Genomic DNA, 22769 nt, shown 5'->3' with positions numbered 1-22769 from the left:
CGATGCCTCCCAGCGATCTCGTAGCACAAGCGAGAATTAGTGAGCGGAATCTCGTAGCATCACTTACATGTTGAACCTGGAGCGCCTGCGCACCCTCGACGCCCTGGCCCGGCACGGCTCGGTCAGCGGAGCGGCCGAGGGGCTGCATGTCACGACGTCGGCCGTCTCCCAGCAGATGGCCAAGCTGGAGCGCGAGGTGGGACAGCAGCTCCTGGCCAGGAACGGGCGCGGGGTGCGCCTCACCGACGCGGGACGGCTGCTAGCCGACCACGCCGCACGCATCCTGTCGCAGGTCGAGCTCGCGCAGTCCGACCTGGAGGCGCAGCGCGGGCAGGTGGTGGGCGAGCTGCGGCTGACCGCGTTCCCGACAGCGATGCGCGGGCTGTTCCCGGCGGTCCTGAGCGCGCTGCGGGCCGACCACCCGGCACTGCGGGTGCGCTCACGCGAGCTGGAGCCCGAGTCCGCGGTCAACACGGTGATCCGGGGCGACGCCGACCTGGCCCTCGTCCTCGACTGGTACAACAAGCCCCTGCCCATGCCCGAAGGGCTCGCCAAGGCGGCGATCCTGGACGACCCCGTGGAGATCGCGATGCCCGAGGGGCACCCGCTCGCCGGCCGGGACGCGGTCGACCTGGAGGACTTCGCCGACGAGGAGTGGGTCGCCTGGGCCGAGGGCGAGTTCTGTCACGAGTGGCTGCTCTACACGCTGCGGGGCAAGGGCATCGAGCCCTGCATCGCCCATCGCGCCGAGGAGCACCAGACCCAACTCGCCCTGGTCGCCGCCGGGCTGGGTGTCTGTGTCGCACCTCGGCTGGGACGTGACCCGATGCCGGCGGGGGTGCGGGCCGTACCGCTGCGGCATGGCGTCCACCGGTACATCTACGCGGTGTGGCGCGCGGACGCCGACCGGCGCCCGTCGATCAGGGCGGCGGTGGAGGCCCTGCGGAAGGCGGGGGAGAGCATCGGCTCGGCGGCCTCACCCGCATCACCGTGACGCCAGCTTCCTGAAGTCCCACGAAGTGACCGATTCCGGCGTCAGCCGTACCCACGCGTGCCGGCCGTCGTGCGGCATCTCGGTGAGGCCGAAGTTCTTGCCGGCGAACAGGCGCTCGACCGAGGCGAGTTCGGGGACCGGCTCGCCCGTACGAGGCGCCTCCCCGACGAACTCCACGGTGCCCGACAGCTCCACGCCCCGCAGCTCGCCGTAGTCCTCGCCCGCGTCGACCGTGACGGCGACGCGCGGATCACGGCGCAGGTCGGCCCACCGCTTGCTGCGTGTGAGCGAGTACAGCCACAGCGAGGTTCCGTCCCAGACGAACCACAGCGGGCTGACGTGCGGTGATCCGTCGGCCGAGACCGTCGCGACCCGGCAGGTGCGCTGCGTGGCCAGGAACTCGTCCAGCTCGGCCGGTGCCATCATGATTTTCCGGCCCCGGCGCTGCGTGACGGCCATGGAAGCTCCTTTTCTGACGCCGCGTCAAAAAACAGCATGAGTCGTCTTCCGCCCCTGCGCAAGGGACGTTACGCTCGCCCGCCCCGAGTGCCGGTGACAGGACGAAGGGGAGCCATGCCGTCGTACGCGAGTGAGCCGAAGGGACCGCCCCGGAGGCGAACCGAGCCAACAGGACTCGCAGCGCTCAGCGCTCTGCTCGACCCCGCGACCACGGTGCTGCTCACCGTCGAGTGCCAGCGGGGTGTCGTGGGCCCGGACAGCGCACTGCCCGAACTGGCGCAGGAGGCACGCTCGTCGGGCGCGCTGACGAACGTCGCCCGGCTGGTCGCCGCGGCCCACGAGAGCGGGGTGCAGGTCGTGCACGCCGTCGCCGAGCGGCGGCCCGACGGCCGCGGCGCGAGCCGCAACGCCCGGTTGTTCCGTGCGGCTGAACGGCTGCCCGTCCAGCAACTGTCGGGTACCACGGCGGTACGCCTCGCGCCGCCCGTCGAGGTCGCCGAGGAGGACCTGGTCGTGCGGCGGCTGCACGGACTCTCACCGCTCGCCGGCACCGGTCTCGACGCGCTGCTGCGCAACCTCGGCTGCCGCACCCTGGTCGTGACCGGTGTCTCGGCCAACGTGGCCGTCCCGAACGCCGTGTTCGACGCCGTCAACCTCGGCTACACGGCCGTCGTACCCGGGGACGCCATCGCGGGAGTGCCCTCCGAGTACACCCCCGCGATGATCCGCAACACCCTCGCGTTGGTCGCCACGGTCGTGACCACCGACGAGGTGCTGGAATGCATCGGGCGGCCCCGCCCGCGGGCCTGAGAGCCCGCCGGCTCAGGCCATCTTGATCGAGTCGCCGTCGACGGTGATCTCCATGGCGGGCAGGGGCTTGGTCGCCGGGCCGCTCTTCACGCTGCCGTCGGTGATCGAGAAGTTGCTGTTGTGGCAGGGGCAGTTGATGACGCCGTCCTTGACGCTCTTCACGGCACAGCCTTGATGGGTGCACGTCGACGAGAACGCCTTGAACTGGCCCGCCGTCGGCTGCGTGACCACCATCTTCTGGTCGGCGAAGACCATGCCGCCGCCCTCCGGGATGTCGGAGGTCTTCGCCACCTCCGTGCCGCCCGAGCCCGCGCCGCCGCTGCTCGCGCTGTCGCCCTGCTCGGTGCCGGCGGCGGTGGAGTTCGAGGAGGCGGACGAGGAGTCGTTGTCCGATCCGCACGCGGTCAGCGCGACGGCGAGCCCCGTCGCTCCGGCTGCTGCGATCACGGCGCGGCGGGCCGGTTTCGATGCGGGCTGGTGCGGTGCGCTGGTCATGCTGGGGTTCCCTTCCATGGGGGGTGTGCATCTGCCGACAGGTACGGCCGGCAGAGATCGCCTGTTCAGACGATGCCGAAATCTTCGCCCGTATGCGATGAGACATGGGTAAAGCGGAGCTGTCGGTTCGCTGTCGGAGGGTGGCGCACCGCCGCCGGGCCGTCTCCGGCATCCGTCCGTCGCCCCAGTAATCTGGGGCGATGCTCAAAGAAGTCACCGTGACCCGCTACATCACGCCGCTGCGTGAGGGCGGGTCGCTGCCGGGACTGGTCGAGGCCGACGACCTCGGCACCTATGTCATGAAGTTCACCGGCGCGGGCCAGGGCCGCAAGACGCTCGTCGCGGAGGTCGTCTGCGGCGAGCTCGCCCGCCGGCTCGGACTGCGGGTGCCCGGCCTGGTGACGATCGACCTGGATCCCGTGCTGGGTCTCGGCGAGCCCGACCAGGAGGTGCAGGGCCTGCTCAAGGCGAGCGGCGGAGCCAACCTGGGCATGGACTTCCTGTCCCGCGCGATCGGCTTCGACGCCCTCGCCTTCCCGGTGAGCCCCGAGGAGGCCGGCCGGATCGTCTGGTTCGACGCCCTCGTGGGCAACGTGGACCGCTCCTGGCGCAATCCCAACCTCCTGGTGTGGCACGGCGACCTGTGGCTCATCGACCACGGCGCCACGATGATCTGGCACCACAACTGGCCCGGCGCCCGGACTCTGGCCGAGCGGCCGTACGACGCTTCCGACCACGCGCTGGCGCCCTTCGGGCCGGATGTCGCGGGCGCCGCCGACGCGTTGGCGCCCCTGGTCACCGAGGACCTGCTGGCCGAGGTCACCGCCGAGATCCCCGAGGTGTGGCTGGCCGGCGAGCCGGGGTTCGGCGACCCGGACGAGCTGCGGCGGGCATACGCGGAGCAGTTGCTGGCGAGGGCCGCCGTCATCCACGAACGCATCGAGGGGATCACGTGAGCGAGCGCACCCTGGGGACCCGGTCGAGGGAGCAGGACGTCTTCGAGTACGCGCTGCTGCGGGTCGTGCCCCGCGTCGAGCGCGGCGAGTGCTTCAACGCGGGCGTGCTCGTGTACTGCCGTGCCCGGTCCTTCGTGGCCGCACGCACGCACCTCGACGAGACCAAGCTGCTGGCGCTGGACCCCGGGGCGGACGTCGCGGGGGTACGGGCCGCCCTGCGCGCCGTCGAGGGAGTGTGCGCCGGAGGCGAGGCGGCGGGCCAGGCCGCGCGCGACGACGCCGGGCGGCGCTTCCGCTGGCTGATCGCGCCCCGCTCCACGGTCGTCCAGCCAGGGCCCGTGCACACCGGGCTCACCATCGACCCCGGGGCGGAGGCGGAGCGGCTGCTCGACCTCCTGGTCACGTAGGGCCGTGTGCCGTTGACACCGGCTGCCGGGGCTTCTAGCGTCACGTCCGGGCAAGGTACTAAGCGGTCGCTCATCGGAAGGGCGTACCGCGCGGCCGCAGGCTCACCAGAAGGTGTCCCTGGGCTTCCAGGGCCGTCCACACGCTTTCCGAGGGCGAGGAGAAGCAGCAATGTCCACCACTGAGCAGCGGGTCGCCGTGGTCACGGGTGCCGCGCGCGGCATCGGCGCCGCGACCGCCGTACGACTGGCCGCGGAGGGCCGCGCCGTCGCGGTGCTCGACCTCGACGAGTCCGCGTGCAAGGACACCGTGGAGAAGATCACCGCCGCCGGCGGCAAGGCCCTCGCGGTCGGCTGTGACGTCTCCGACGAGGCGCAGGTCGAGGCCGCCGTCGCCCGGATCGCCGAGGAACTCGGGGCCCCGACGATCCTGGTGAACAACGCGGGCGTGCTCCGCGACAACCTGCTGTTCAAGATGAGCTCCGCCGACTGGGACACGGTCATGAACGTGCACCTGCGGGGCGCCTTCCTGATGACCAGGGCCGTCCAGAAGTACATGGTGGACGCGGGGTTCGGCCGCGTGGTGAACCTCTCGTCGTCCTCCGCGCTCGGAAACCGCGGCCAGGTCAACTACTCGGCCGCCAAGGCGGGACTGCAGGGCTTCACCAAGACCCTCGCCATCGAACTCGGCAAGTTCGGCATCACGGCCAACGCCGTCGCGCCCGGCTTCATCGCCACCGACATGACCGCCGCCACCGCCGCCCGCGTCGGCATGGACTTCGAGGAGTTCCAGGCCGCCGCCGCGACCCAGATCCCCGTGCAGCGCGTCGGCACCCCGGACGACATCGCCGGCGCCATCGCCTACTTCACCGGTGACGCCGCCGGCTTCGTCTCCGGCCAGGTGCTGTACGTCGCCGGCGGACCGCTCAACTGAGATCCGGAGACGAAGAACATGACTTCCGCTCAGCTCCCCGAGCCCTCGGGCAAGGTCGCGATCGTCACCGGCGCCAGCCGCGGCATCGGCTATGGCGTCGCCGAGGCACTTGTCCGCCGCGGTGACCGCGTGTGCGTCACCGGCCGTAACGAGGACGCCCTGAAGGAGGCCGTCGAGCGGCTCGGCGCCGACCGCGTCATCGGCGTCCCCGGCAAGGCCCACGACGAGGCCCACCAGGCAGTCGCCGTCGAGCGCACCATGGAGGCGTTCGGCCGCGTCGACTTCCTGGTCAACAACGCCGGCACCAACCCGGTCTTCGGCCCGATCGCCGACCTCGACCTGAACGTGGCGCGCAAGGTCTTCGAGACCAACGTCGTCTCGGCCCTCGGCCTGGCCCAGAAGACCTGGCACGCCTGGCAGAAGGACAACGGTGGCGCGATAGTCAACATCGCCTCCATCGCAGGCGTGTCCGCTTCCCCGTTCGTCGGCGCGTACGGCATCAGCAAGGCCGCCATGATCAACCTGACCCTGCAACTCGCGCACGAGTACGCGCCCAAGGTGCGGGTCAACGCGATCGCGCCCGCGGTGGTGAAGACCAAGTTCGCGCAGGTCCTGTACGAGGGGCGCGAGGCGGAGGCCGCCGCCTCCTACCCGCTGGGACGGCTCGGGGTGCCGTCGGACATCGGCGGCACCGCCGCGTTCCTCACCTCGGAGCAGTCCGACTGGATCACGGGCCAGACACTGGTGGTCGACGGCGGCATCCTGCTCAACGCAGGCGTCGGCTGACGGCGGCGGTGGGCGTCCGCGCGGCTCCCGAGAAACGCGCGGACGCCCACCGGCCGCGAGGCACAAACGGAGAACACCATTCCTTCACGGCACGGACATACTCGCTGATCAAGGCCCGTTCCAGGGGCGGGGTCCCATGGGGCGAACACTGCGGTAAGGTCTGCGCACCCTTGCGGTACGCCCGATCGAGGATGGTGCGCGTGTTCAAGCGGGACAGATGCCTTCGTCAGCTGGCGGCGGCCACATCCATAACCATGGTCGCCGGATGTGGCGTCCTCTCCTCGGACTCGTCCGACGACGACCGGCCGATCGTCGTGGGGACCACCAGCACCCCGAGCACCCTGGATCCGGCGGCCGCCTGGGACAGCTCCTGGGAGCTGTTCCGCAACGTCTTCCAGACCCTCCTGAACTATTCCCCCGACGCCTCCGAGCCCCAGCCCGACGCCGCCGAGAGCTGCGCGTTCACGGACGGCTCAAGCACGGTGTACAGCTGCAAGCTCCGCGAGGGCCTGAAGTTCGCCGACGGGCACGAGCTGAACGCGGAGGCCGTCAAGTACTCCATCGACCGGGTCAAGAAGATCAACGTCAACGGCGGCCCGGCGGGTCTGCTGGGGACCCTCTCCCGAGTGCAGGTCAAGGGCGACCGCGAGGTCGTCTTCCACCTCTCCGAGCCCGACGCCACCTTCCCCTTCGTGCTGACCACGCCCGCCATGTCGATCGTCGACCCCGAGGAGTACCCCGCGGACTCGCTCCGCGAGGACGGCAGCATCACCGGCTCGGGACCGTACAACCTGGAGTCCTACGACGACGGCGACAAGGCCCGGCTCGTGCGCAACGACAGCTACCAAGGCATCGCGGACCGCAAGAACAACGCCGTCACCATCCGCTACTTCCAGCAGTCGTCGCAGATGGTCGACGCCCTCAAGAAGAAGCGGATCGACGTCATCTACCGCGGTCTTCCCGCCTCCGACACCGTCGACATCCAGGCGGGCGGCGAGGAGCAGGGGCTCCAGCTCATCGAGAACCCCACCACCGAGATCAGCTACCTGGTGTTCAACCCGAAGGACCCCTGGGCCAAGAACCCGGCGGTCCGCAAGGCGGTCGCCCAGGTCGTCGACCGCCCGGCGCTCGCCCACAAGGTCTACAAGGACACCGTCGAACCGCTGTACTCCATGATCCCCAGGGGGCTGGTAGGCCACACCACGGGCTTCTTCGACGACTACGGGGACCCCAGCGCGAAGAAGGCCAAGCAGATCCTCGATGACGCGGGCATCACCGAACGCGTCCCGCTCACCCTGTGGTACACCAGCGACCGCTACGGCTCCCAGACCGAGCCCGCCTTCCAGGAGCTGAAGCGACAGCTCGAAGCCTCCGGCCTGTTCACCGTGACGCTCAAGAGCCGCCCCTGGAAGACGTATGTGCAGGGCTACCGGAAGGGCGAGTACCCGGTGTTCGGGCGCGGCTGGTTCCCCGACTTCGCCGACGCGGACAACTTCGTCGCCCCCTTCGTGGGCGAACAGAACGCGCTCGGTACCCCCTATGAGGCCCCCGAGATCACGGGCAAGCTGCTCCCCGAGTCGCGCCGGAAGAGCGACCGCGGAGCCGTGGCCGAGGAGTTCGAGAAGGCTCAGCAGATCTTCGTGGACGACGCCCGGCTGCTGCCGCTGTGGCAGGGCAAGCAGTACGTGGCCGCCAACGTGGAGATCGCCGGCGCCGAGCAGGCCATCGACCCGGCGACGATGATGACGATGTGGGCGCTGTCCTGGAAGACCAGCTGGTAGCTCCCCTTTCGGGGCGCGGTTGTCAGTGGGCGCCTGTAGGTTCTGTGCTCGGAAGGCGGCCGTGCTCTCGCACGGCGGCCCACGGTCGCGCGCTGTGCGGCCGTATGAAGTGAGCGCACACCGGAGGAAGTTGACGTGACCGACATCGCCATGCTGCCCGAGTCCTGGCGCGGCGTCCTGGGCGAGGAACTGCAGCAGCCCTACTTCAAGGAGCTCACCGAGTTCGTCGAGGAGGAGCGCGCGAAGGGTCCCGTCTACCCGCCCCGCGAGGAGGTCTTCGCCGCGCTGGACGCGACGCCGTACGACCGCGTGAAGGTGCTGATCCTCGGCCAGGACCCGTACCACGGCGAGGGCCAGGGCCACGGCCTGTGCTTCTCGGTGCGCCCGGGCGTGAAGACCCCGCCCTCGCTGCGGAACATCTACAAGGAGATGCAGGAGGAGCTGGGCACGCCCGTCCCGGACAACGGCTATCTGATGCCGTGGGCCGAACAGGGCGTACTGCTGCTCAACGCGGTGCTCACGGTCCGCGCCGGCGAGGCCAACTCGCACAAGGGCAGGGGCTGGGAGAAGTTCACCGACGCGGTGATCCGCGCGGTCGTGGACCGGCCCGACCCGGCGGTCTTCGTGCTGTGGGGGAACTACGCGCAGAAGAAGCTGCCCCTGATCGACCAGGAACGGCACCTGGTGGTGAAGGGCGCGCACCCCTCGCCGCTGTCCGCGAAGAAGTTCTTCGGCTCCCGCCCGTTCACGCAGATCAACGAGGCGGTGGCGGCGCAGGGCCACGATCCGATCGACTGGACGATTCCGAACCTGGGCTGACCCGATCACCCGCCGTACGGCCACCGGGACCGTCACCGGCCTGGCCCAGTGGCCGTACGGAGCCGCCTGACCGCGATTGTCAGTGCCTGCCGTTAGCGTCCTGAGGGACTGACGACGAGCAAGGAGGACGCGGTGGCGGAGCAACAGGAACAGGCGGCGCCGGACCCCGTGATGACCCGGATCGGCCAGGTCGTCATGCTGCACCACGCCGGTGACGTCGACGAGGCGCGGGACCGCTTCCTGGAACTGTGGGGGGAGATCGGCGAGGACGGCGACGCACTGCACCGCTGCACGCTGGCGCACTACATGGCGGACACCCAGGAGGACGCCGCCGACGAACTCGCCTGGGACCTGCGGGCCTTGCTGGCCGCCGAGGAGCTGACCGACGGGCGGGTGGAGGACCACCACCACTCGCTCGCGGTGCGCGCCTTCTACCCGTCACTGCACCTGAACCTCGCCGCCGACTACGCGAAGCTCGACCGCACGGAGGCCGCCCGCAGCCACCTCAGCCTGGCCTACGAGGCGGTCGACGCCCTCGGCGACGACAGCTACGGCGACGGCATCCGCGCGGCGATGAACCGCCTGGACCTGCGACTGAACGGGCGCGACTCCATCGGCGGGCAGGAGGAGCGGCCGGGACTGCCCGGACAGCGACCCTAGGTCCTGTCGTCAACGTCCGTAGGTGTCCTGGCAGATGGCGGCCTGCGGGCTGCCGTCCGGCCAGCCGCCGTACTTGCGGCCGAGGGCGCACAGGTCACTGGTCCTGGGCGGTTCGGGCAGGTCCCGGGGGATCGCGGTCCGGGGGGCCGGCACGCCGGGCTTCGGCTGTGCCGGCGGGGCGGGGCGCGGTCGTCGGGGCCTGGCGGAGGGGGCGGCGGCCGGGGTGGAGACGGCCTTCGGCGCCGCGGACGCGCTCGGGGTGGGCGTCCGCAGCGGGCCGACGCGCTCCAGCGCCTCCTGGGCCGGGGCCTGCACGACCTGGGGTTCGGTGTGGCCGTCCGGGGGCGGCGCCGAGGGCCGGGTTCGTGCGGGTGTCACTTCGGGTGAGGCCGGGTGCTGGATGGTCACACAGCCGGAGAGGGCCGAGACGGCTGCGGTGACCAGCAGCGTTGCGGTGGTCGTCGTTCGATGCACCCGTGCCACTCTGCTGTGTCCGAACCGATTCGGGGCGAGGACGGGCCCGGGATGCCCCGCATGAGTGACGGCGTCACTCCCCTGTGGCGCCGTCGATGCGCTCCCTGAGCAGATCCGCGTGGCCGTTGTGCCGTGCGTACTCCTCGATCATGTGGTGGTAGATCCACCGCAGGGTGATGGGCTCCTCGGTGAACCGGCTCCTGCCCTCGCTGACGTCGTCCAGGGCGAAGCGTGCCGCGTTGCGCCGGGCCGTCGCCATCTCGGCCTGCCAGGTGGCGTACGCCTCCTCCCAGGTGTCCGTGCCGGTGAGGTGGAACTCGCCGTCCGGGTCCTCGTCGCTGTAGTGGAGGGGCCCCGCGTCCTCGTCGGCGAGCACCCTGCGGAACCAGTTGCGCTCCACGTCCGCCATGTGCCGTACCAGACCCATCAGGGAGAGCTCGGAGGGCGGCACCGACGCGGTCCTGAGCTGGGCGTCGTCCAGGCCCGCGCACTTCAGCTCCAGCGTCTGTCGGTGGTAGTCGAGGAAACCCTCCAGCATGGACCGTTCGTCCGTGTTGGTCGCGGGGTCGGTGCGCTTGATCGTCATGATGTGCATCTTCCGGGAGTGGCCTCGCGGGGCGCTACGCATTTGCGTGGAGCACCGCATATTCGCCGGAACGCCGGCGACAGCGCGAGCCAGTCGGCCCGCCGGGATCAGCGGCGCAGCATCCCGCTCATCAACTCGCGGAATCCCTTCCGCAGTTCGTCCAGGGTCGGCACGGCCGTGTGGAACGATCCCGCGACGCACGAGAACAGCATCCCGTCGCAGAACGCCACCAGCGACAGCACGTGCCGCGCCGGGTCCCGCGAACCCGCCTCGGTGACCAGCACGGTCAGCGGATCACGGAACCGCTTCCCGGCCGCGTCGTAGAACTCCCGCAGTCCGGGCCGCCGGGTGGCTTCGAGGGCGAGTTCGTAACGGGCGACCAGCAGGTCACGGTGACCGGTCAGGTAGCGGTGCAGGGCGAGAGCGAGCCCGTCCACGAGCCCGTCGACCCCGTCGCGCCCGTCCTGGGCGGCCGGCATCTCGTCCGGTGTGAGCACCTGGGCCTCCCGCTCGGCCAGTCTCCGCACGGCGGTCTCCAGCAGTGCCTGACGGGTGCGCGCGTGGTTCGAGGTCGAGCCCTGCGGGAGCCCCGCCTTCTCGTCGACGGCCCGGTGGGTGAGGCCGCGCATCCCGCGCTCGGCGAGCAGGAGGAGGGCGGCGTCGGCGATGAGATCGGCGCGGGAGGGGCCGGGGCTGCGTACGGGCATGGGATCAAACCTACCTCCAGGACTACACCTGTAGTACGGTCGAGAGGGAGTGCTACTACAGCTGTAGTAACGGCTGTAGTGGCAGCTGTAGTGACAGATGGCAGTGACAGCTGCAGTGACCGTTCGCCGGTTTGGAATGCACGAGGAGGAGCCATGGCACAGCAGCGCGGCAGGGCCCACGCCGTGATCGTCGGAGGCGGCATCGGAGGGCTCACCGCGGCGGTGGCCCTGCACACCAGCGGCTGGCACGTCACCGTCCTGGAGCGGGCTCGCTCGCTGGAACCCGTGGGTGCCGCGATCTCCCTCGCCCCCAACTCCCTGCGCGCCCTCGACGTCATCGGACTCGGCGAGGAGATCCGTGGCCTCGCCGCCTGGCAGGGCGATGGAGGAGTGCGCACACCGAGCGGCCGCTGGCTGTCGCGCGCCCACGCCGCCGCCGTGGCCGAACGCTTCGGCGGACCGCTCGTCCTGCTCCATCGCTCCGCGCTCATCGACCGGCTCGCGGCCCGGCTCCCCGAGGACGCCGTACGGGTGTCCGTCCCCGCGACCCTCGCCGACCCCGGCGGCCCGGACCGGCCCGCCCGTGTCGGCACGCCCGACGGCGAACTGGAGGCCGACCTCGTCGTCGCGGCCGACGGCATCCACTCCGCCGTACGCCGTGTGCTCTTCCCCGGCCATCCCGGCCCCGTCTACGCCGGGTTCACCACGTGGCGTGTCGTCATCCCCGTACCGGGGCTGCACCCCGGCACCGTGGCCTCGCACGAGACCTGGGGCAGGGGCCGCATCTGGGGCACGCATCCGCTCAAGGACGGCAGGGTGTACGCGTACGCCGCCGCCATGACTCCCGCCGGAGGGCACGCGCCGGACGACGAGCAGGCCGGACTCGTGCGCCGGTTCGGTACCTGGCACGACCCGATCCCGCAGGTCATCGCTGCCGCGCGCCCCGAGGACGTACTGCGCCACGACGTCCATCACATCGCCGAGCCGCTGCCCGCCTTCCACCGCGGCCGGGTGGCGCTGCTCGGGGACGCCGCCCACGCCATGCCGCCGACTCTGGGCCAGGGCGGCAACCAGGCCGTCGAGGACGCGATCGTGCTCGCCGCCCACAGCGGCGACCTCGCCGCGTACTCGGCCGCGCGGCTGCCCCGTACGACGGAGATCGCCCGCAAGGCGGTGGGGGCCGCCCGGCTCACCATGATGTCCGGCCGGGTCGGCACGGCCGTACGCGACGCGATGGTCGCCGCGCTCTCCAAGGCCGCGCCGGGCCTCCTCCTGCGGAGCTTCGACGGGATCGCCGACTGGTGCCCGCCTCAGCCGCCGTATGCTTCGGACGAGGCACGCGCCGGCACCCCCCGGAAGCCCTACGAGTAGCCCTGCGCCCCGCACACACTGGACGGGAGATCCCTGTGAAGGTCGGCTGCATCGGACTCGGCGACATCGCGCGGAAGGCATACCTGCCGGTTCTCGGCACCCAGCCGGGGGTCGAACTGCACCTGCAGACGCGGACGCCCGCGACACTCCACCGGGTCGCCGACAGCCTCCACCTCCCCGCGGCGCAGCGGCACACCGACCTCGACGCCCTGCTCGCCCAGGGCCTCGACGCGGCCTTCATCCACGCGCCCACCGACGTCCACCCGGAGATCGTCGCGCGGCTCCTGGAAGCGGGCGTACCGACGTACGTCGACAAGCCGCTCGCGTACGATCTCGCCGATTCCGAACGCCTGGTGGGACTCGCCGAGGAGCGCGGCATCGGGCTGGCGGTGGGCTTCAACCGGCGTTACGCACCCGGGTACGCACAGTGCGCGGACCACCCGCGCGAGCTGATCCTGATGCAGAAGAACCGCGTCGGCCGGCCCGAGGCACCGCGCACGATGATCCTCGACGACTTCATCCACGTCGTCGACACGCTGCGCTTCCTGGTGCCCGGACCCATCGACGACGTGACCGTGCGGGCCCGTGCCGAGCAGGGACTGCTGCACCACGTCGTGCTTCAGCTGTCCGGCGACGGCTTCACGGCGCTCGGGGTGATGAACCGGCTGAGCGGCTCGGCCGAGGAGATCCTGGAGGTGTCCGGGCAGGACACCAAACGCCAGGTCGTCAACCTCGCCGAGGTCATCGACCACAAGGGGCAGCCGACCGTGCGGCGGCGCGGCGACTGGGTGCCGGTCGCCCGGCAGCGGGGCATCGAGCAGGCCGTGCTCGCCTTCCTCGACGCCGTCCGCGCGGGCAGGGTGCTCAGCGCCCGTGACGCACTGGCGACTCACGAACTGTGCGAGCGGGTGGTGCGGGTGGTGGAGGAGATGTCCTCCTGAGCCGCACGGCCCGTCCGCCCTCGACGGCGCCCCACGCGATCAGCACCAGCACGGACACGTGCACCGGCCATGCGCCGAACCGGGCGTAGGGCGTGACACCGTCCGCCAGCGGCACCTCGTACACCGCTGCCGTGCTGGCGCTCGTGCCGAGCCAGGGCCCGATGCGTTCGCCGCTCGGACCGTAGACCGCGGAGACGCCGGTGAGCGTCGCGTGGACCATCGGGCGGCCGGTCTCGGCGGCCCGCAGCGCGGCCAGCGACGCGTGCTGCTCGGGGGCCCAGCTGTGCTGGAAGGTGGAGGTCGAGGACTGCGCGACCAGCAGATCGGCGCCGTCCCGTGCGAGATTCCGGCTCATGTCGGGGAACGCCGACTCGAAGCACACCATCGGGCCCACCTTCAGCCCGCCGTGCCCCACCTCCATGACGACCTGTTTGGTTCCGCGCATACGATCCTCGCCCGCCGCCTTGCCGACCGAGGTGGCCCAGCCGAGGAGCGGACGGAAGGGTATGTACTCGCCGAAGGGGACCAGCCGCATCTTGTCATAGCGTTCGCCGGTGAGGCCCTGCGGACCGACGAGGACCGAACTCTTGTATATGCCGGGGTGACCGGCGCGGCGGGCGTCGACGTTCACGAGGATGTCCGCCCCCGTCTCTCGGGACAGGGCGGCGACGCGGTCTGCGAGGTCGGGGCGGTGGGTGAGGTCGTAGCCGACGCTGCTCTCGCCCCAGACGATCAGATCCAGGTCGCGCCCGGCGAGCCCGCGAGTGAGGGCCTCCTCGCGGGCGAACCGCTTCTCCGGGCTGCCGCTACCCGCGATGACACTGGGCTGCACCACGGCGATCCGCGCCCGCCCGACCACGTCGGGCCGTGGCGACCACACCCAGGCAGCAGAGGTGACGGCGACGGTCGCGACGAGCCCGGCGACCGCGAGAACACGGGGCCGTCGCACGGCGGCGAGCACGGTGACCGCGACGTTGACCGCCACCACCAGGAAGCTGAGCAGCCACACCCCGCCGACCGAGGCGAGCCGCAGCGCGGGCTCCACCTGCCACTGGCTGGACCCGAGCAGCCCCCACGGCCCGCCCAGTCCCTGCCAGGACCGCACGAGTTCCACCATCAGCCACCCCGACGGCAGTACGACCAGCGCGGCTGCCAGCCGCCCGGCCGAGGGCGCACCGGCCAGGAACCGGCGCACCAGCCAGCCCCAGGGCGCCCACAGCACGCCCACCAGCGCCGCTATCACGAAGATGAACACGTGCAGGCTCGGCAGCAGCCAGTGGTGCACGGCCACCAGGAAACCGACACCGCCCAGCCAGCCGTCGTACGCGGCCCGCCTGCCCGTGGGCGCCGAACGGGCCAGCAGCATCCAGGGCACCAGGGCGACGTACGCGAACCACCACAGGGACGGCGCCGGGAACGCGAGCATCGGCAGGGCCCCGGACAACACGGCCAGCAGTCCGCGCCGCCACGGGGAGGCGAGCCAGCGATCGGGCATCTTCATGGAGCGCCTCCCTCCCCGGTGATGCGTACCTCCAGTGTGCGCGCGGCAGACGATCTCCGACAGGTGCTCTCCGGCCAGGTCGGAGGTGACTCCGGGGTGGCTCCGGGGTGGCTCAGGGGCCGCTCGAAGGTGGGTCGGGTTCGTTCAGGGCGTGATGGGCGGCTGCCGGGTGGGTCGTTCAGGGCGTGGTGGGCTGCCGGTCGGGCGAGTGGCGCCACTTTTCCCGGACCACCACCTCGCGCAGCCTCCAGCCCTCGGACGTTCGCACCAGGGCGAAGGCGTAACGGCCGCCGCACACGAAATCGGGGGCCGTGGATCCGCTGTCCTGGCCGGTGAACCGCATCGGGTTGACGTAGTCCGCCTGGACGTGGGCGGTGTCGCCGGTGTCGTGCTCCAGGGAGCCGAAGCGGATGCGCCGGTTGACGATCAGGTGCTGCCGCATGGGGAACGACTCCATGCTCCGGGCGAGCCATCCGGCGACCTCGACCGCGTCCCCTTCGATGCCTCCGGCCGAGCGGTAGTCCGCGCGCCCGCCCGGGCCGAACAACCCTCGGTACGTTTCCCAGTCGCCGTCGTCCACAGCCACGGCGTACTCGGTGATCAGCTCGTCCACGGCGAGCCTGTCCATCACGGTAGCGAGATCTACACGCTGCGTCATCGGCTCAGTGTTGGGGGAGGAGGCGGGCCGCGCCAAGGGCCCTGCAGGGGGATATTCGGTGGCAACGGAGTGCTGTGACGAGGGCGGGTGCTCCGACCACCCTGGCGCAAAGGCCACGTCAGCATCGAAATTCTACTGACAAGACCGGACTGACCGTCCCATAACTAAACGACCCTGGGTAAAATTCCAAACGTCATTTCCGGAACGATCGTTGCGGGTAACGTCGCCGCTATGAGTCATGAAATCCGCATAGACCGCGCCCCCGCTTCTGCGGGCGGCATCCAGATCACCGTCAGTCTTTCCCCCGCGGTTTTGGCGAAACTCCAACAGGACGGCTCCTGGAGTGAAGCGATCGGCGAAGGCCAGGTCACCGGGGACGGACCGACCATCACCCAGATCGAGTTCAGGGTTCCGTAAGAGAAAGCAGCCGTTCGGAGCCGTTCGGCGTAGTAATGATGTGCAGGGCGCGGCGGCGTGTACGTGTATCCCCGTTCCTCTTCCGTCGTGATTCCTCTTACCAAGCGTCGGAGTTCTTCTCCCGTAGCCGCTGGAAGGCCGTGGGCATGGGCCGGTGCGGTAGGAAATCCTTGATGATGCGGGCGCACTGGTGGGGATCGGCGCGACCGGTGTCGCACTCAATGTCGTACACGCCGTGCGCGTGGACCTGCGCCAGCTGCCGTACGGCCAGACCGGCTGGGCGGTCACCACGCTTGCGCTCTCGCCGCTCGACCTCGTCGCGCGGGCAGCGCACCCCGACGAACACGACGTCCTGCGGCACAAAGAGATCGAGACAGTCCCGCAGCCGCCACTCCTCGCTCATTACGTGGTCCATGACGACGTTGTTGCCGGCGGCGGCCATTCCGGCCACCGCCCGGTGATAGCCGCGCCAGGTGTTGTGCAGAACGGTGGTGAGCTGGCCGGGTGGTATCTCCTGACGTGTCCGCATTGCGTGGAACGCGTCCACCGGTAGGTGGAAGTACGGCTCGTCGAGGATCCGGAGCAGCTCGGTGGCGATGCTCGACTTGCCCGAACTCGATGTGCCGTTCAGGAAGATGACGGTCCCGCGTGAGGCGCCGGGATCCGGATGCCCGGCGTCGAACTCCCGGCAGGACGCCTCGCTCACCCTGTGCCCCTCATGCCGCCTCGATGATCTCTCCGCGTATCGCCGCCGCCCACTTGACGACCAGCAACTCGTACTCGGCCCGCTCCTGTGCCGACAGCGAGCCGCCGGCGCGCATCCACAGTGCTCGGATCTGCTCGTTTAAGTCGGCAGCGGACCGCACGGAACCAGGGGTCATGGAATCGGGGGACATGCCGACCAGCGTAGGGCCAAGGACTGACAGTGCGCTACCGCGCCGCTACTCGTGTGGTATGTGGTTGGTCACGATGCGGAGTTCGGGCAGTCAGCCGGTCGGTCCACGGGGTTCGTCAGCCGCTCCCGCATCGCGAAGGACACGTAAGTACGTGCGAGCGCGGCGAGCCGGTCGGCGAAGGAGGCGCCGGCCTGATCCAGTGCCCCGGTCAGCGTGGCCGCCACTTCACCGCCTCCTGGCAGGGCGACCTCGACATTCTGATCAACAACGCCGGTGTCATGAACACCCCCGAAGGCAGACCACCGCCCGAACTCCCTGAGCCGCAGCGGCGACGCCCTCGCCGGCCAGGTCGTTGCGGAGCCCGCCCTGATGGCTGACGGGCGGCCCTTCCGGACCCCGAACACCCCTCAGGTGGTCCCGCAACCCTCGTCTCGGCGGCGAATAGGTACGGCCCCCGCAGAGCGGAAGTGCTCTGCGGGGGCCGCTGTCATGAGCCCCGGGCCGGGAGAGGGGGAGATGAATGAAGCCGGAGACCGGCTTCCCCGGATCAGCCCGCCGACTCGGCCGCGTGAGGGCTCAGTACACCCGCGCTCACCAGCACAATGATCACGACTCCGAGGACGATGCGGTACCAGACGAACGGCATGAAGCTCTTGGTGGAGATGAACTTCATGAACCAGGCGATCACCGCATAGCCGACCGCGAACGCGATGAAGGTGGCGAAGAGCGTCGGGCCCCAGGCGACGTGGCCGCCCTCCATCGCGTCCTTCAGTTCGTAGCCGCCGGAGGCGAGCACCGCCGGGATGGCGAGGAGGAAGGAGTAGCGGGCCGCGGCCTCACGCTTGTAGCCCATGAGGAGGCCGCCGCTGATCGTGGCGCCGGAGCGGGAGACGCCCGGGATGAGGGCCATGGCCTGGCAGATGCCGTAGATCAGGCCGTCCCGGACGGTCAGCTGGTCGAGCGTCTTGCGCCGCTTGGGTACCCGGTGCTTTCCGGCCGTCTCGTCGCGGGCGGCCAGCCGGTCCGCCACGCCGAGGACGATACCCATGACGATCAGCATCGTGGCGGTGATGCGCAGATCGCGGAACGGACCCTCGATCTGGTCCTTGAGCGTCACCCCGAGCAGGCCGATCGGGATGGAGCCGATGATCACCAGCCAGCCCATCTGGGCGTCGTGGTCGCTGCGCATCTCCTTGTTCACCAGCGAGCGGGACCACGCCGAGATGATGTTCACGATGTCCTTGCGGAAGTAGATCAGCACCGCGGCTTCCGTGCCGATCTGCGTGATCGCCGTGAAGGCGGCACCGGGGTCCTCCCAGCCGGAGAACGCGGCGGTCAGGCGCAGGTGCGCACTTGAGGAGATGGGGAGGAACTCCGTCAGCCCCTGGACGAGTCCGAGGATGAGGGATTCAAACCAAGACATGGAGTTAGGTGGTCCAAGCGCTGCTCGTGGGAGGGCCGACGGACACGCCGTGCCCGCGGGGCGGGCTGATCACGGGTGTTGAGGGGCAGCGTAGCGTCCTCCGGTGACAGGGTTGTCACGGGGGCGTCCCCCGGTATGGGCTTCGGGGTAACGGGCACGGTCCGAGGTCTGGTCGTTCTGTCCGGTCGCTCTGTCTGGTCGGTCTGTCTGGTCGGTCTGTCCGGTCAGGGCGTCGGTGGTGTTGACCGGTCACTATGTCGACACATACGTTGCAGCCGGAGGAGAAAGCGCTTGCTGTCACCGGTCCGCCCGGAGTCAACAGGCGTTGGCCGGCGTCTGACGTCCCGTCGATGGAGTGCTGATCACGTCCATGCCCACACCCAGCAACGCCCACAGTCCCGATCCCGCCCAGAACCCGGGCCAGGACCCGGACCCGAGCCCGGCCCCGGGCTCGGCTCCGGACCACCCCGCGGCCCCGCTGAACGGCCGTCGCATCCGGGCCGCGATCATCGGCACCGGTGCCATCGCCCGCGGCTCCCACCTGCCCGCGCTCGTCCAGCTCGCCGCGGAGGGCGAGACGGAGGTGGTCGCCGCGGTCGACATCGACGCCGACGCGGTGAAGGCGTTCTGTGAAGCGGGGGGCGTTCCCCACGCGTACACCGATCTGGACCGGATGCTGGCGGAGCAGCGGCCCGACCTGGTCAGCGTCTGTACTCCGCCGACGCTGCACCGCGAGCAGACCGTGGCCGCACTGCGGGCCGGCGCCTGGGTGTGGTGCGAGAAGCCGCCCGTGCCCACGCTCGCGGACTTCGACGCCGTTGAGGCGGAGGAGGGCACCGACGGCGGACCGTACGCCTCCATCGTCTTCCAGCACCGCTTCGGCTCGGGGTCGCGGCACGTACGGCGGCTGATCGCCGAGCAGTCCATGGGCCGCCCGCTGGTGGCCCACTGCCAGACCACCTGGTACCGCGACGCCGCCTACTACGCCGTGCCCTGGCGTGGCCGCTGGCAGAGTGAGGGCGGCGGGCCCGCCATGGGGCACGGCATTCACCAGATGGACCTCCTGCTCGACCTGCTCGGGCCGTGGAGCGAGGTGCGGGCGATGGCCGGGCGCCTGGTCCACGACGTGGAGACCGAGGACGTGTCCACCGCCCTCGTCCGCTTCGAGAACGGTGCGATGGCCACCATCGTGAACAGCGTGCTGAGCCCCGACGAGGTGAGCCGCATCCGCATCGACTGCGAGCGGGCCACCGTCGAGCTGACCCACCTGTACGGCCACAGCAACGACAACTGGCGCATCACCGCCGCCCGGGGCGTTCCGGACGACGAGGCGGCGGCCTGGAAGGACTTCGGCGCGGACGTGCCGAGCTCGCATCTGGAGCAGTTGCGGGACCTGGTCGCCGCGATGCGCGCGGGGGAGCGGCCGCGCAGCAGCGGTGCCGACGGACGGACCAGCCTGGAACTGATCACCGCGATCTACAAGTCGGCGTTCACTGACACGACCGTGCGGGCCGGCGAGATCGGACCCGGTGACCCGTACTACACCGCCATGCACGGGGGCGCCCCCGGCTGGGCACCCGTGGTGACACCGGCATCGGAGACCGCCCCGAGCGAGGAGATCCCCGCATGAGCGCGAACCAGCAGGCTCCGCAGCCCCGGCAGGCGCAGAACGACGGTCGGCGTCTGCGTATCGTCCACGCCCACGGCGACCGCATCACCGTCACCGAACCCACCACCGGTGTCGAGCTCTTCAGCTACGTCTACCGGCCGGAGGCGGCCTGGGAGGCGCCCAAGCCGTACCTGCACCCGGTGAGGACCCTGGCGGGCGACGTCGTCACCGACTACCGCCCCAACGACCACCGCTGGCACAAAGGCCTGCAGCTGACGGCCTCGCACCTGTCCGGCCAGAACCTGTGGGGCGGCAACACATACGTTCACGGAGAGGGATATCTCAGACTGCCGGAACGGGTGGGGTCGATGGCCCACGTCGGCTTCGACGAGGTCGCCTCGGACGGCGCCCGGGCCGTGATCGCCGAGCGGCTCACGTGGCACCCGTACACCGGGGAGCTGTGGGCCGACGAGGAGCGCCGGATCGAGGTGCACGACGTCGATACGGCGACGGGATCCTGGGCGCTGACCTGGACGAGTTCCCTCACGAACCGGCGTGAGGAGCCGCTGCGGTTCGGCAGCCCGACCACCGCCGGGCGCGAGATGGCCGGTTACACGGGTCTGTTCTGGCGGGGGCCGCGGGCCTTCCGGGACGGGCGGATCATCGGGCCCGACGCCGAGGGACCCGAGCTGATGGGCGAGCAGGCGCCCTGGCTCGCCTACTCGGGGGAGCACGACGGCTCGGACGGGCATGCCACCCTCGTCTTCGCCCACGCACCCGAGAACGACCACGCGGGCAGCGGCGGCACCCATCCGGCCCACTGGTTCGTGCGCAACGAGCCCTTCGCCGCCGTCGCCCCCTCCTGGTCCTTCTTCGAGGAGCTGGAGCTCGCTCCCGGTGACACGCTCACCCGCCGCTACCGGGTTGTCGTGGCCGACGGGGCGTGGGAACGGGCGGAGATCGCCAAGTACCTGGAGGAGCACCCGTGGTGAGCCCCCGCCAGGAGTACCAGGGATACGGGAGGTGAGCGCGATGGAGTTCACGGGACTGCCGGGAGCCGTCGCCGTGTCGCATCTGTCCGTCTACGACTGGCCCGCGGCGGACGGGGTGTGCGGCGGCACTCCCCATATGCATCTGACCTGTTCGGAGGCGTACGTCGTCACGGGCGGACACGGCGCGGTGCAGACCCTGACGACGTCCGGGTACGAGGTCACGCCCCTCGTGCCCGGCACGGTCGCCTGGTTCACGCCCGGCACCATCCACCGGCTCGTCAACGAGGACGCCCTGCGCATCACGGTGCTGATGCAGAACAACGGGCTCCCCGAGGCGGGCGACGCCGTGCTCACCCTGCCGCCCGAGTACCTCACCGACCCGGAGACGTACGCCGCCGCCACGGCCGTCCCGGCGGACGTGTCCGAGGAGGAGCAGGAGCGGGTCGCCCGCGCCAGGCGTGACCTCGCCCTGCGGGGCTTCCGGGCACTGCGCGATGCGGACGGGCCCGAGCCGCTGGCCGCCTTCCACCGTGCCGCGGCCGCGCTGGTACGGCCCCGGCTCGCCGAGTGGCGGGAGCGGTGGCAGCGCGGTGCGCAGGCGGCTGCCGCGGCCACGGGGGACCAGCTCGACCGGCTGGACCGGGGCGACCTTTCGCACCTCTCCGACGCCGTGGTGAAGGCCGAACAGCCCGCGGCCTACGGCAAGTTCGGGATGTGCGGGCGGCTCGACGTCTACAAGGGAACTTCCTGAGGGATTCTGTGGGGAGCCCCCCGGGGGGACTCCCCACAGAATCGCGGGGACCTGTTACGTCACCGCCGGGCCCGCCACCGTCCAGCCCGGGGTCTGGCCGCCGCAGCCTAGGGACGGCGCCCGTCTCCTGCCGCCAGGCAAGGGCGACGCTGGAGAGCGGGATCGGCGCCGGTCTCAGCTTCCGCCCAGGTGGTGCCGCTTGCGCCAGGCGACGACCGCACCGATCAGGGCCGGCACCGCGATGACCCCGATGGCGACCAGGAAGACGGGCGAGGTCGGCGTCGAGGCACGCGCGCCGGCGACGACGTACGCGGCGGTGTTCGGGATCGAACCGAGCGCCGTCGCGAGCAGAAACGGCAGCCAGCCCATGCGGGAGACGGCCGCGCAGTAGTTCGCCGCCCAGAACGGCACCCCGGGGAACAACCGGCACGCCATCATCGAGCGGAAACCGTGCCGGCTGAGCTGCCCGTCGACCACCTTCAGGAAGCGGGCGCGCAGCAGCGGGCGCAACGCGTCCTGCCCGAGGACCCGGCCGAGGCCGAACGCGATCCCCGCCCCGAGGACCGTGCCCGCAAGCGCGGCTCCCAGTCCGAGCTCCGAGCCGAACACGGCGCCCGCCGCCAGGTTGAGCAGCGGCCGGGGCACGAACGCGGCCGTGCACAGCCCGTATGCCACAGCGAACACCGCAGCCGCCGCGGCACCGCCGAGCTGTGGTGGCCAGCCTTCGGCCAGCAGCCGCTGCGGCTCGAACAGCAGCACGCTCGACGCGGCCCCCGCCAGCAGCGCGACGAGCAGCGCGAACCGCGACCACGGCGAGAGCAGCACTCTGGTGCAGCGGGCGGCGATACCGGTCGGGGTCACAGGGGTGACGGTAGCCGGGACGACGGCGAGTTCCGCTGAGGTGGCCTGGGGAACGGCCGTGGCGGTGCCTCCCGAGCGGGTGGTGGCATCGAGCATTCGGCGACACTAACCGACCAATGTGAGTGATCGCCGTACGGTTCGTCTCATCGGCGTCACAGGAAGAGGAACAGCCGGATACCTCCGTCCGGGTGCCGTACGCGCGCCCCGCGGGCGTCGTGCTGACACGAATCACCAGCGCGTACAGCCCCGCGGACACCGGCTTGAAGGGCGCGCGTCAGGGGCGCGGGTCTGCGGGACGTCGCGGCATCACGGGGCCTGACCAGGTCCGTTGATCCCGCCCTGCCGCGGATAGTGCTCGGAAACCCCCGCGTACCCCGACGAGAGGCCACCGCGGCGCGTGGCGCCCGCCGCCGCACCTCCCGAAGCACGGGCACCCCCGCTGTGGAGAACGCCACGGACGACACGACCGAGCGTTCATGTGAAG

The 22769-nt window shown here is 70.7% G+C and carries 27 protein-coding genes; 15 read left to right on the top strand and 12 right to left on the bottom strand.

Annotated elements, in window-relative coordinates; translation table 11 throughout:
* Window positions 1-67 precede the first annotated feature (67 nt).
* Window positions 68-994, top strand: a complete 927-nt coding sequence (locus tag IE262_RS05035) for a LysR family transcriptional regulator (RefSeq protein WP_134031556.1) — start codon at window positions 68-70, stop codon at window positions 992-994.
* Here the strand turns inward: IE262_RS05035 and IE262_RS05030 are convergent.
* A complete protein-coding gene (locus IE262_RS05030; protein ID WP_189871492.1) occupies window positions 986-1453 on the bottom strand; it encodes a pyridoxamine 5'-phosphate oxidase family protein in 468 nt (155 codons plus the stop codon). The two genes, IE262_RS05035 and IE262_RS05030, sit on opposite strands and share 9 nt — an antisense overlap.
* 114 nt (window positions 1454-1567) lie before the next feature.
* Here IE262_RS05030 and IE262_RS05025 point away from each other — a divergent pair, with 114 nt between their 5' ends.
* Complete coding sequence (locus IE262_RS05025) at window positions 1568-2263, top strand: cysteine hydrolase family protein (protein WP_134031550.1); 696 nt, start codon at window positions 1568-1570, stop codon at window positions 2261-2263.
* Window positions 2264-2275: 12 nt separating this feature from the next.
* On the opposite strand, the gene IE262_RS05020 is transcribed toward IE262_RS05025, so the two are convergent.
* Complete coding sequence (locus IE262_RS05020) at window positions 2276-2758, bottom strand: Rieske (2Fe-2S) protein (RefSeq protein ID WP_189871488.1); 483 nt, start codon at window positions 2756-2758, stop codon at window positions 2276-2278.
* A 200-nt stretch (window positions 2759-2958) separates the two neighbouring features.
* Here IE262_RS05020 and IE262_RS05015 point away from each other — a divergent pair, with 200 nt between their 5' ends.
* From IE262_RS05015 to IE262_RS04985, 7 genes are all read left to right on the top strand, one after another.
* Complete coding sequence (locus IE262_RS05015) at window positions 2959-3714, top strand: HipA family kinase (RefSeq protein ID WP_134031544.1); 756 nt, start codon at window positions 2959-2961, stop codon at window positions 3712-3714.
* Window positions 3711-4121, top strand: coding sequence for a DUF3037 domain-containing protein (locus IE262_RS05010; RefSeq protein ID WP_134031541.1), 411 nt, complete (start codon window positions 3711-3713; stop codon window positions 4119-4121). Before IE262_RS05015 ends, IE262_RS05010 begins: the two co-directional genes overlap by 4 nt.
* A gap of 169 nt (window positions 4122-4290) precedes the next feature.
* Window positions 4291-5052 (top strand): 3-oxoacyl-ACP reductase FabG, encoded by a 762-nt coding sequence (gene fabG, locus IE262_RS05005; protein ID WP_189871486.1) that lies wholly within the window; start codon window positions 4291-4293, stop codon window positions 5050-5052.
* A gap of 18 nt (window positions 5053-5070) precedes the next feature.
* Window positions 5071-5838, top strand: coding sequence for an SDR family oxidoreductase (locus tag IE262_RS05000; protein WP_189871484.1), 768 nt, complete (start codon window positions 5071-5073; stop codon window positions 5836-5838).
* A 200-nt stretch (window positions 5839-6038) separates the two neighbouring features.
* Entirely contained in the window at window positions 6039-7619 is a 1581-nt protein-coding gene (locus IE262_RS04995) for an ABC transporter substrate-binding protein (protein ID WP_189871482.1), read from the top strand.
* A 135-nt stretch (window positions 7620-7754) separates the two neighbouring features.
* Window positions 7755-8438 (top strand): uracil-DNA glycosylase, encoded by a 684-nt coding sequence (ung, locus tag IE262_RS04990; RefSeq protein WP_134031529.1) that lies wholly within the window; start codon window positions 7755-7757, stop codon window positions 8436-8438.
* Window positions 8439-8570: 132 nt separating this feature from the next.
* Window positions 8571-9098: a hypothetical protein gene (locus IE262_RS04985; RefSeq protein ID WP_189871480.1), complete on the top strand. Its 528-nt coding sequence runs from the start codon at window positions 8571-8573 to the stop codon at window positions 9096-9098.
* A 9-nt stretch (window positions 9099-9107) separates the two neighbouring features.
* On the opposite strand, the gene IE262_RS04980 is transcribed toward IE262_RS04985, so the two are convergent.
* The 3 genes from IE262_RS04980 to IE262_RS04970 all read right to left on the bottom strand — a co-directional run bounded on the left by IE262_RS04980 (window position 9108) and on the right by IE262_RS04970 (window position 10865).
* Window positions 9108-9572, bottom strand: coding sequence for a hypothetical protein (locus IE262_RS04980; protein ID WP_134031523.1), 465 nt, complete (start codon window positions 9570-9572; stop codon window positions 9108-9110).
* 73 nt (window positions 9573-9645) lie between these two features.
* Window positions 9646-10158 (bottom strand): DinB family protein, encoded by a 513-nt coding sequence (locus tag IE262_RS04975; RefSeq protein ID WP_189871478.1) that lies wholly within the window; start codon window positions 10156-10158, stop codon window positions 9646-9648.
* Between the two features lie 107 nt (window positions 10159-10265).
* A complete protein-coding gene (locus tag IE262_RS04970) occupies window positions 10266-10865 on the bottom strand; it encodes a TetR/AcrR family transcriptional regulator (protein ID WP_189871476.1) in 600 nt (199 codons plus the stop codon).
* Window positions 10866-11018: 153 nt separating this feature from the next.
* Between IE262_RS04970 and IE262_RS04965 the strand changes: the two genes are divergently transcribed.
* Entirely contained in the window at window positions 11019-12236 is a 1218-nt protein-coding gene (locus tag IE262_RS04965; protein ID WP_189871474.1) for an FAD-dependent monooxygenase, read from the top strand.
* 35 nt (window positions 12237-12271) lie between these two features.
* Window positions 12272-13177: a Gfo/Idh/MocA family protein gene (locus IE262_RS04960; protein ID WP_189871472.1), complete on the top strand. Its 906-nt coding sequence runs from the start codon at window positions 12272-12274 to the stop codon at window positions 13175-13177.
* On the opposite strand, the gene lnt is transcribed toward IE262_RS04960, so the two are convergent.
* Both lnt and IE262_RS04950 read right to left on the bottom strand, forming a co-directional pair.
* The gene (gene lnt, locus IE262_RS04955; RefSeq protein WP_189871471.1) at window positions 13101-14678 is read right to left on the bottom strand and encodes an apolipoprotein N-acyltransferase; all 1578 of its coding nucleotides are present in this window, start codon (window positions 14676-14678) and stop codon (window positions 13101-13103) included. The two genes, IE262_RS04960 and lnt, sit on opposite strands and share 77 nt — an antisense overlap.
* 178 nt (window positions 14679-14856) lie before the next feature.
* Window positions 14857-15336, bottom strand: a complete 480-nt coding sequence (locus IE262_RS04950) for a nuclear transport factor 2 family protein (protein ID WP_189871469.1) — start codon at window positions 15334-15336, stop codon at window positions 14857-14859.
* Between the two features lie 231 nt (window positions 15337-15567).
* Between IE262_RS04950 and IE262_RS04945 the strand changes: the two genes are divergently transcribed.
* Window positions 15568-15753, top strand: coding sequence for a hypothetical protein (locus tag IE262_RS04945; protein ID WP_134031502.1), 186 nt, complete (start codon window positions 15568-15570; stop codon window positions 15751-15753).
* A gap of 97 nt (window positions 15754-15850) precedes the next feature.
* Here IE262_RS04945 and IE262_RS04940 read toward each other — a convergent pair whose 3' ends face one another.
* From IE262_RS04940 to IE262_RS04925, 4 genes are all read right to left on the bottom strand, one after another.
* Entirely contained in the window at window positions 15851-16459 is a 609-nt protein-coding gene (locus IE262_RS04940; protein WP_189871467.1) for a chloramphenicol phosphotransferase CPT family protein, read from the bottom strand.
* Window positions 16460-16469: 10 nt separating this feature from the next.
* Window positions 16470-16649 carry a hypothetical protein gene (locus IE262_RS04935; protein ID WP_131564309.1) on the bottom strand — a complete coding sequence of 60 codons (180 nt, stop codon included), beginning with the start codon at window positions 16647-16649 and terminating at the stop codon, window positions 16470-16472.
* Window positions 16650-16717: 68 nt separating this feature from the next.
* Entirely contained in the window at window positions 16718-16873 is a 156-nt protein-coding gene (locus IE262_RS04930; RefSeq protein WP_189871465.1) for a hypothetical protein, read from the bottom strand.
* A gap of 323 nt (window positions 16874-17196) precedes the next feature.
* Complete coding sequence (locus tag IE262_RS04925; RefSeq protein ID WP_134031493.1) at window positions 17197-18072, bottom strand: undecaprenyl-diphosphate phosphatase; 876 nt, start codon at window positions 18070-18072, stop codon at window positions 17197-17199.
* A gap of 370 nt (window positions 18073-18442) precedes the next feature.
* On the opposite strand from IE262_RS04925, the gene IE262_RS04920 reads away from it, so the two are divergent.
* Genes IE262_RS04920 through IE262_RS04910 form a run of 3 tightly spaced genes read left to right on the top strand, consistent with a single transcriptional unit; the run spans window position 18443 to window position 21424 of the window.
* Window positions 18443-19702, top strand: a complete 1260-nt coding sequence (locus IE262_RS04920) for a Gfo/Idh/MocA family protein (RefSeq protein ID WP_134031489.1) — start codon at window positions 18443-18445, stop codon at window positions 19700-19702.
* Entirely contained in the window at window positions 19699-20673 is a 975-nt protein-coding gene (locus tag IE262_RS04915; protein ID WP_189871464.1) for a DUF6807 domain-containing protein, read from the top strand. Before IE262_RS04920 ends, IE262_RS04915 begins: the two co-directional genes overlap by 4 nt.
* Before the next feature lie 40 nt (window positions 20674-20713).
* Window positions 20714-21424: a cupin domain-containing protein gene (locus tag IE262_RS04910; RefSeq protein WP_134031689.1), complete on the top strand. Its 711-nt coding sequence runs from the start codon at window positions 20714-20716 to the stop codon at window positions 21422-21424.
* A gap of 174 nt (window positions 21425-21598) precedes the next feature.
* On the opposite strand, the gene IE262_RS04905 is transcribed toward IE262_RS04910, so the two are convergent.
* Entirely contained in the window at window positions 21599-22381 is a 783-nt protein-coding gene (locus IE262_RS04905; RefSeq protein ID WP_134031483.1) for a TVP38/TMEM64 family protein, read from the bottom strand.
* Window positions 22382-22769 lie beyond the last annotated feature (388 nt).

This window comes from Streptomyces bluensis, from assembly GCF_014650715.1.
GTDB lineage: Bacteria > Actinomycetota > Actinomycetes > Streptomycetales > Streptomycetaceae > Streptomyces > Streptomyces bluensis.
This window is presented reverse-complemented; position numbering and strand designations above follow the sequence as displayed.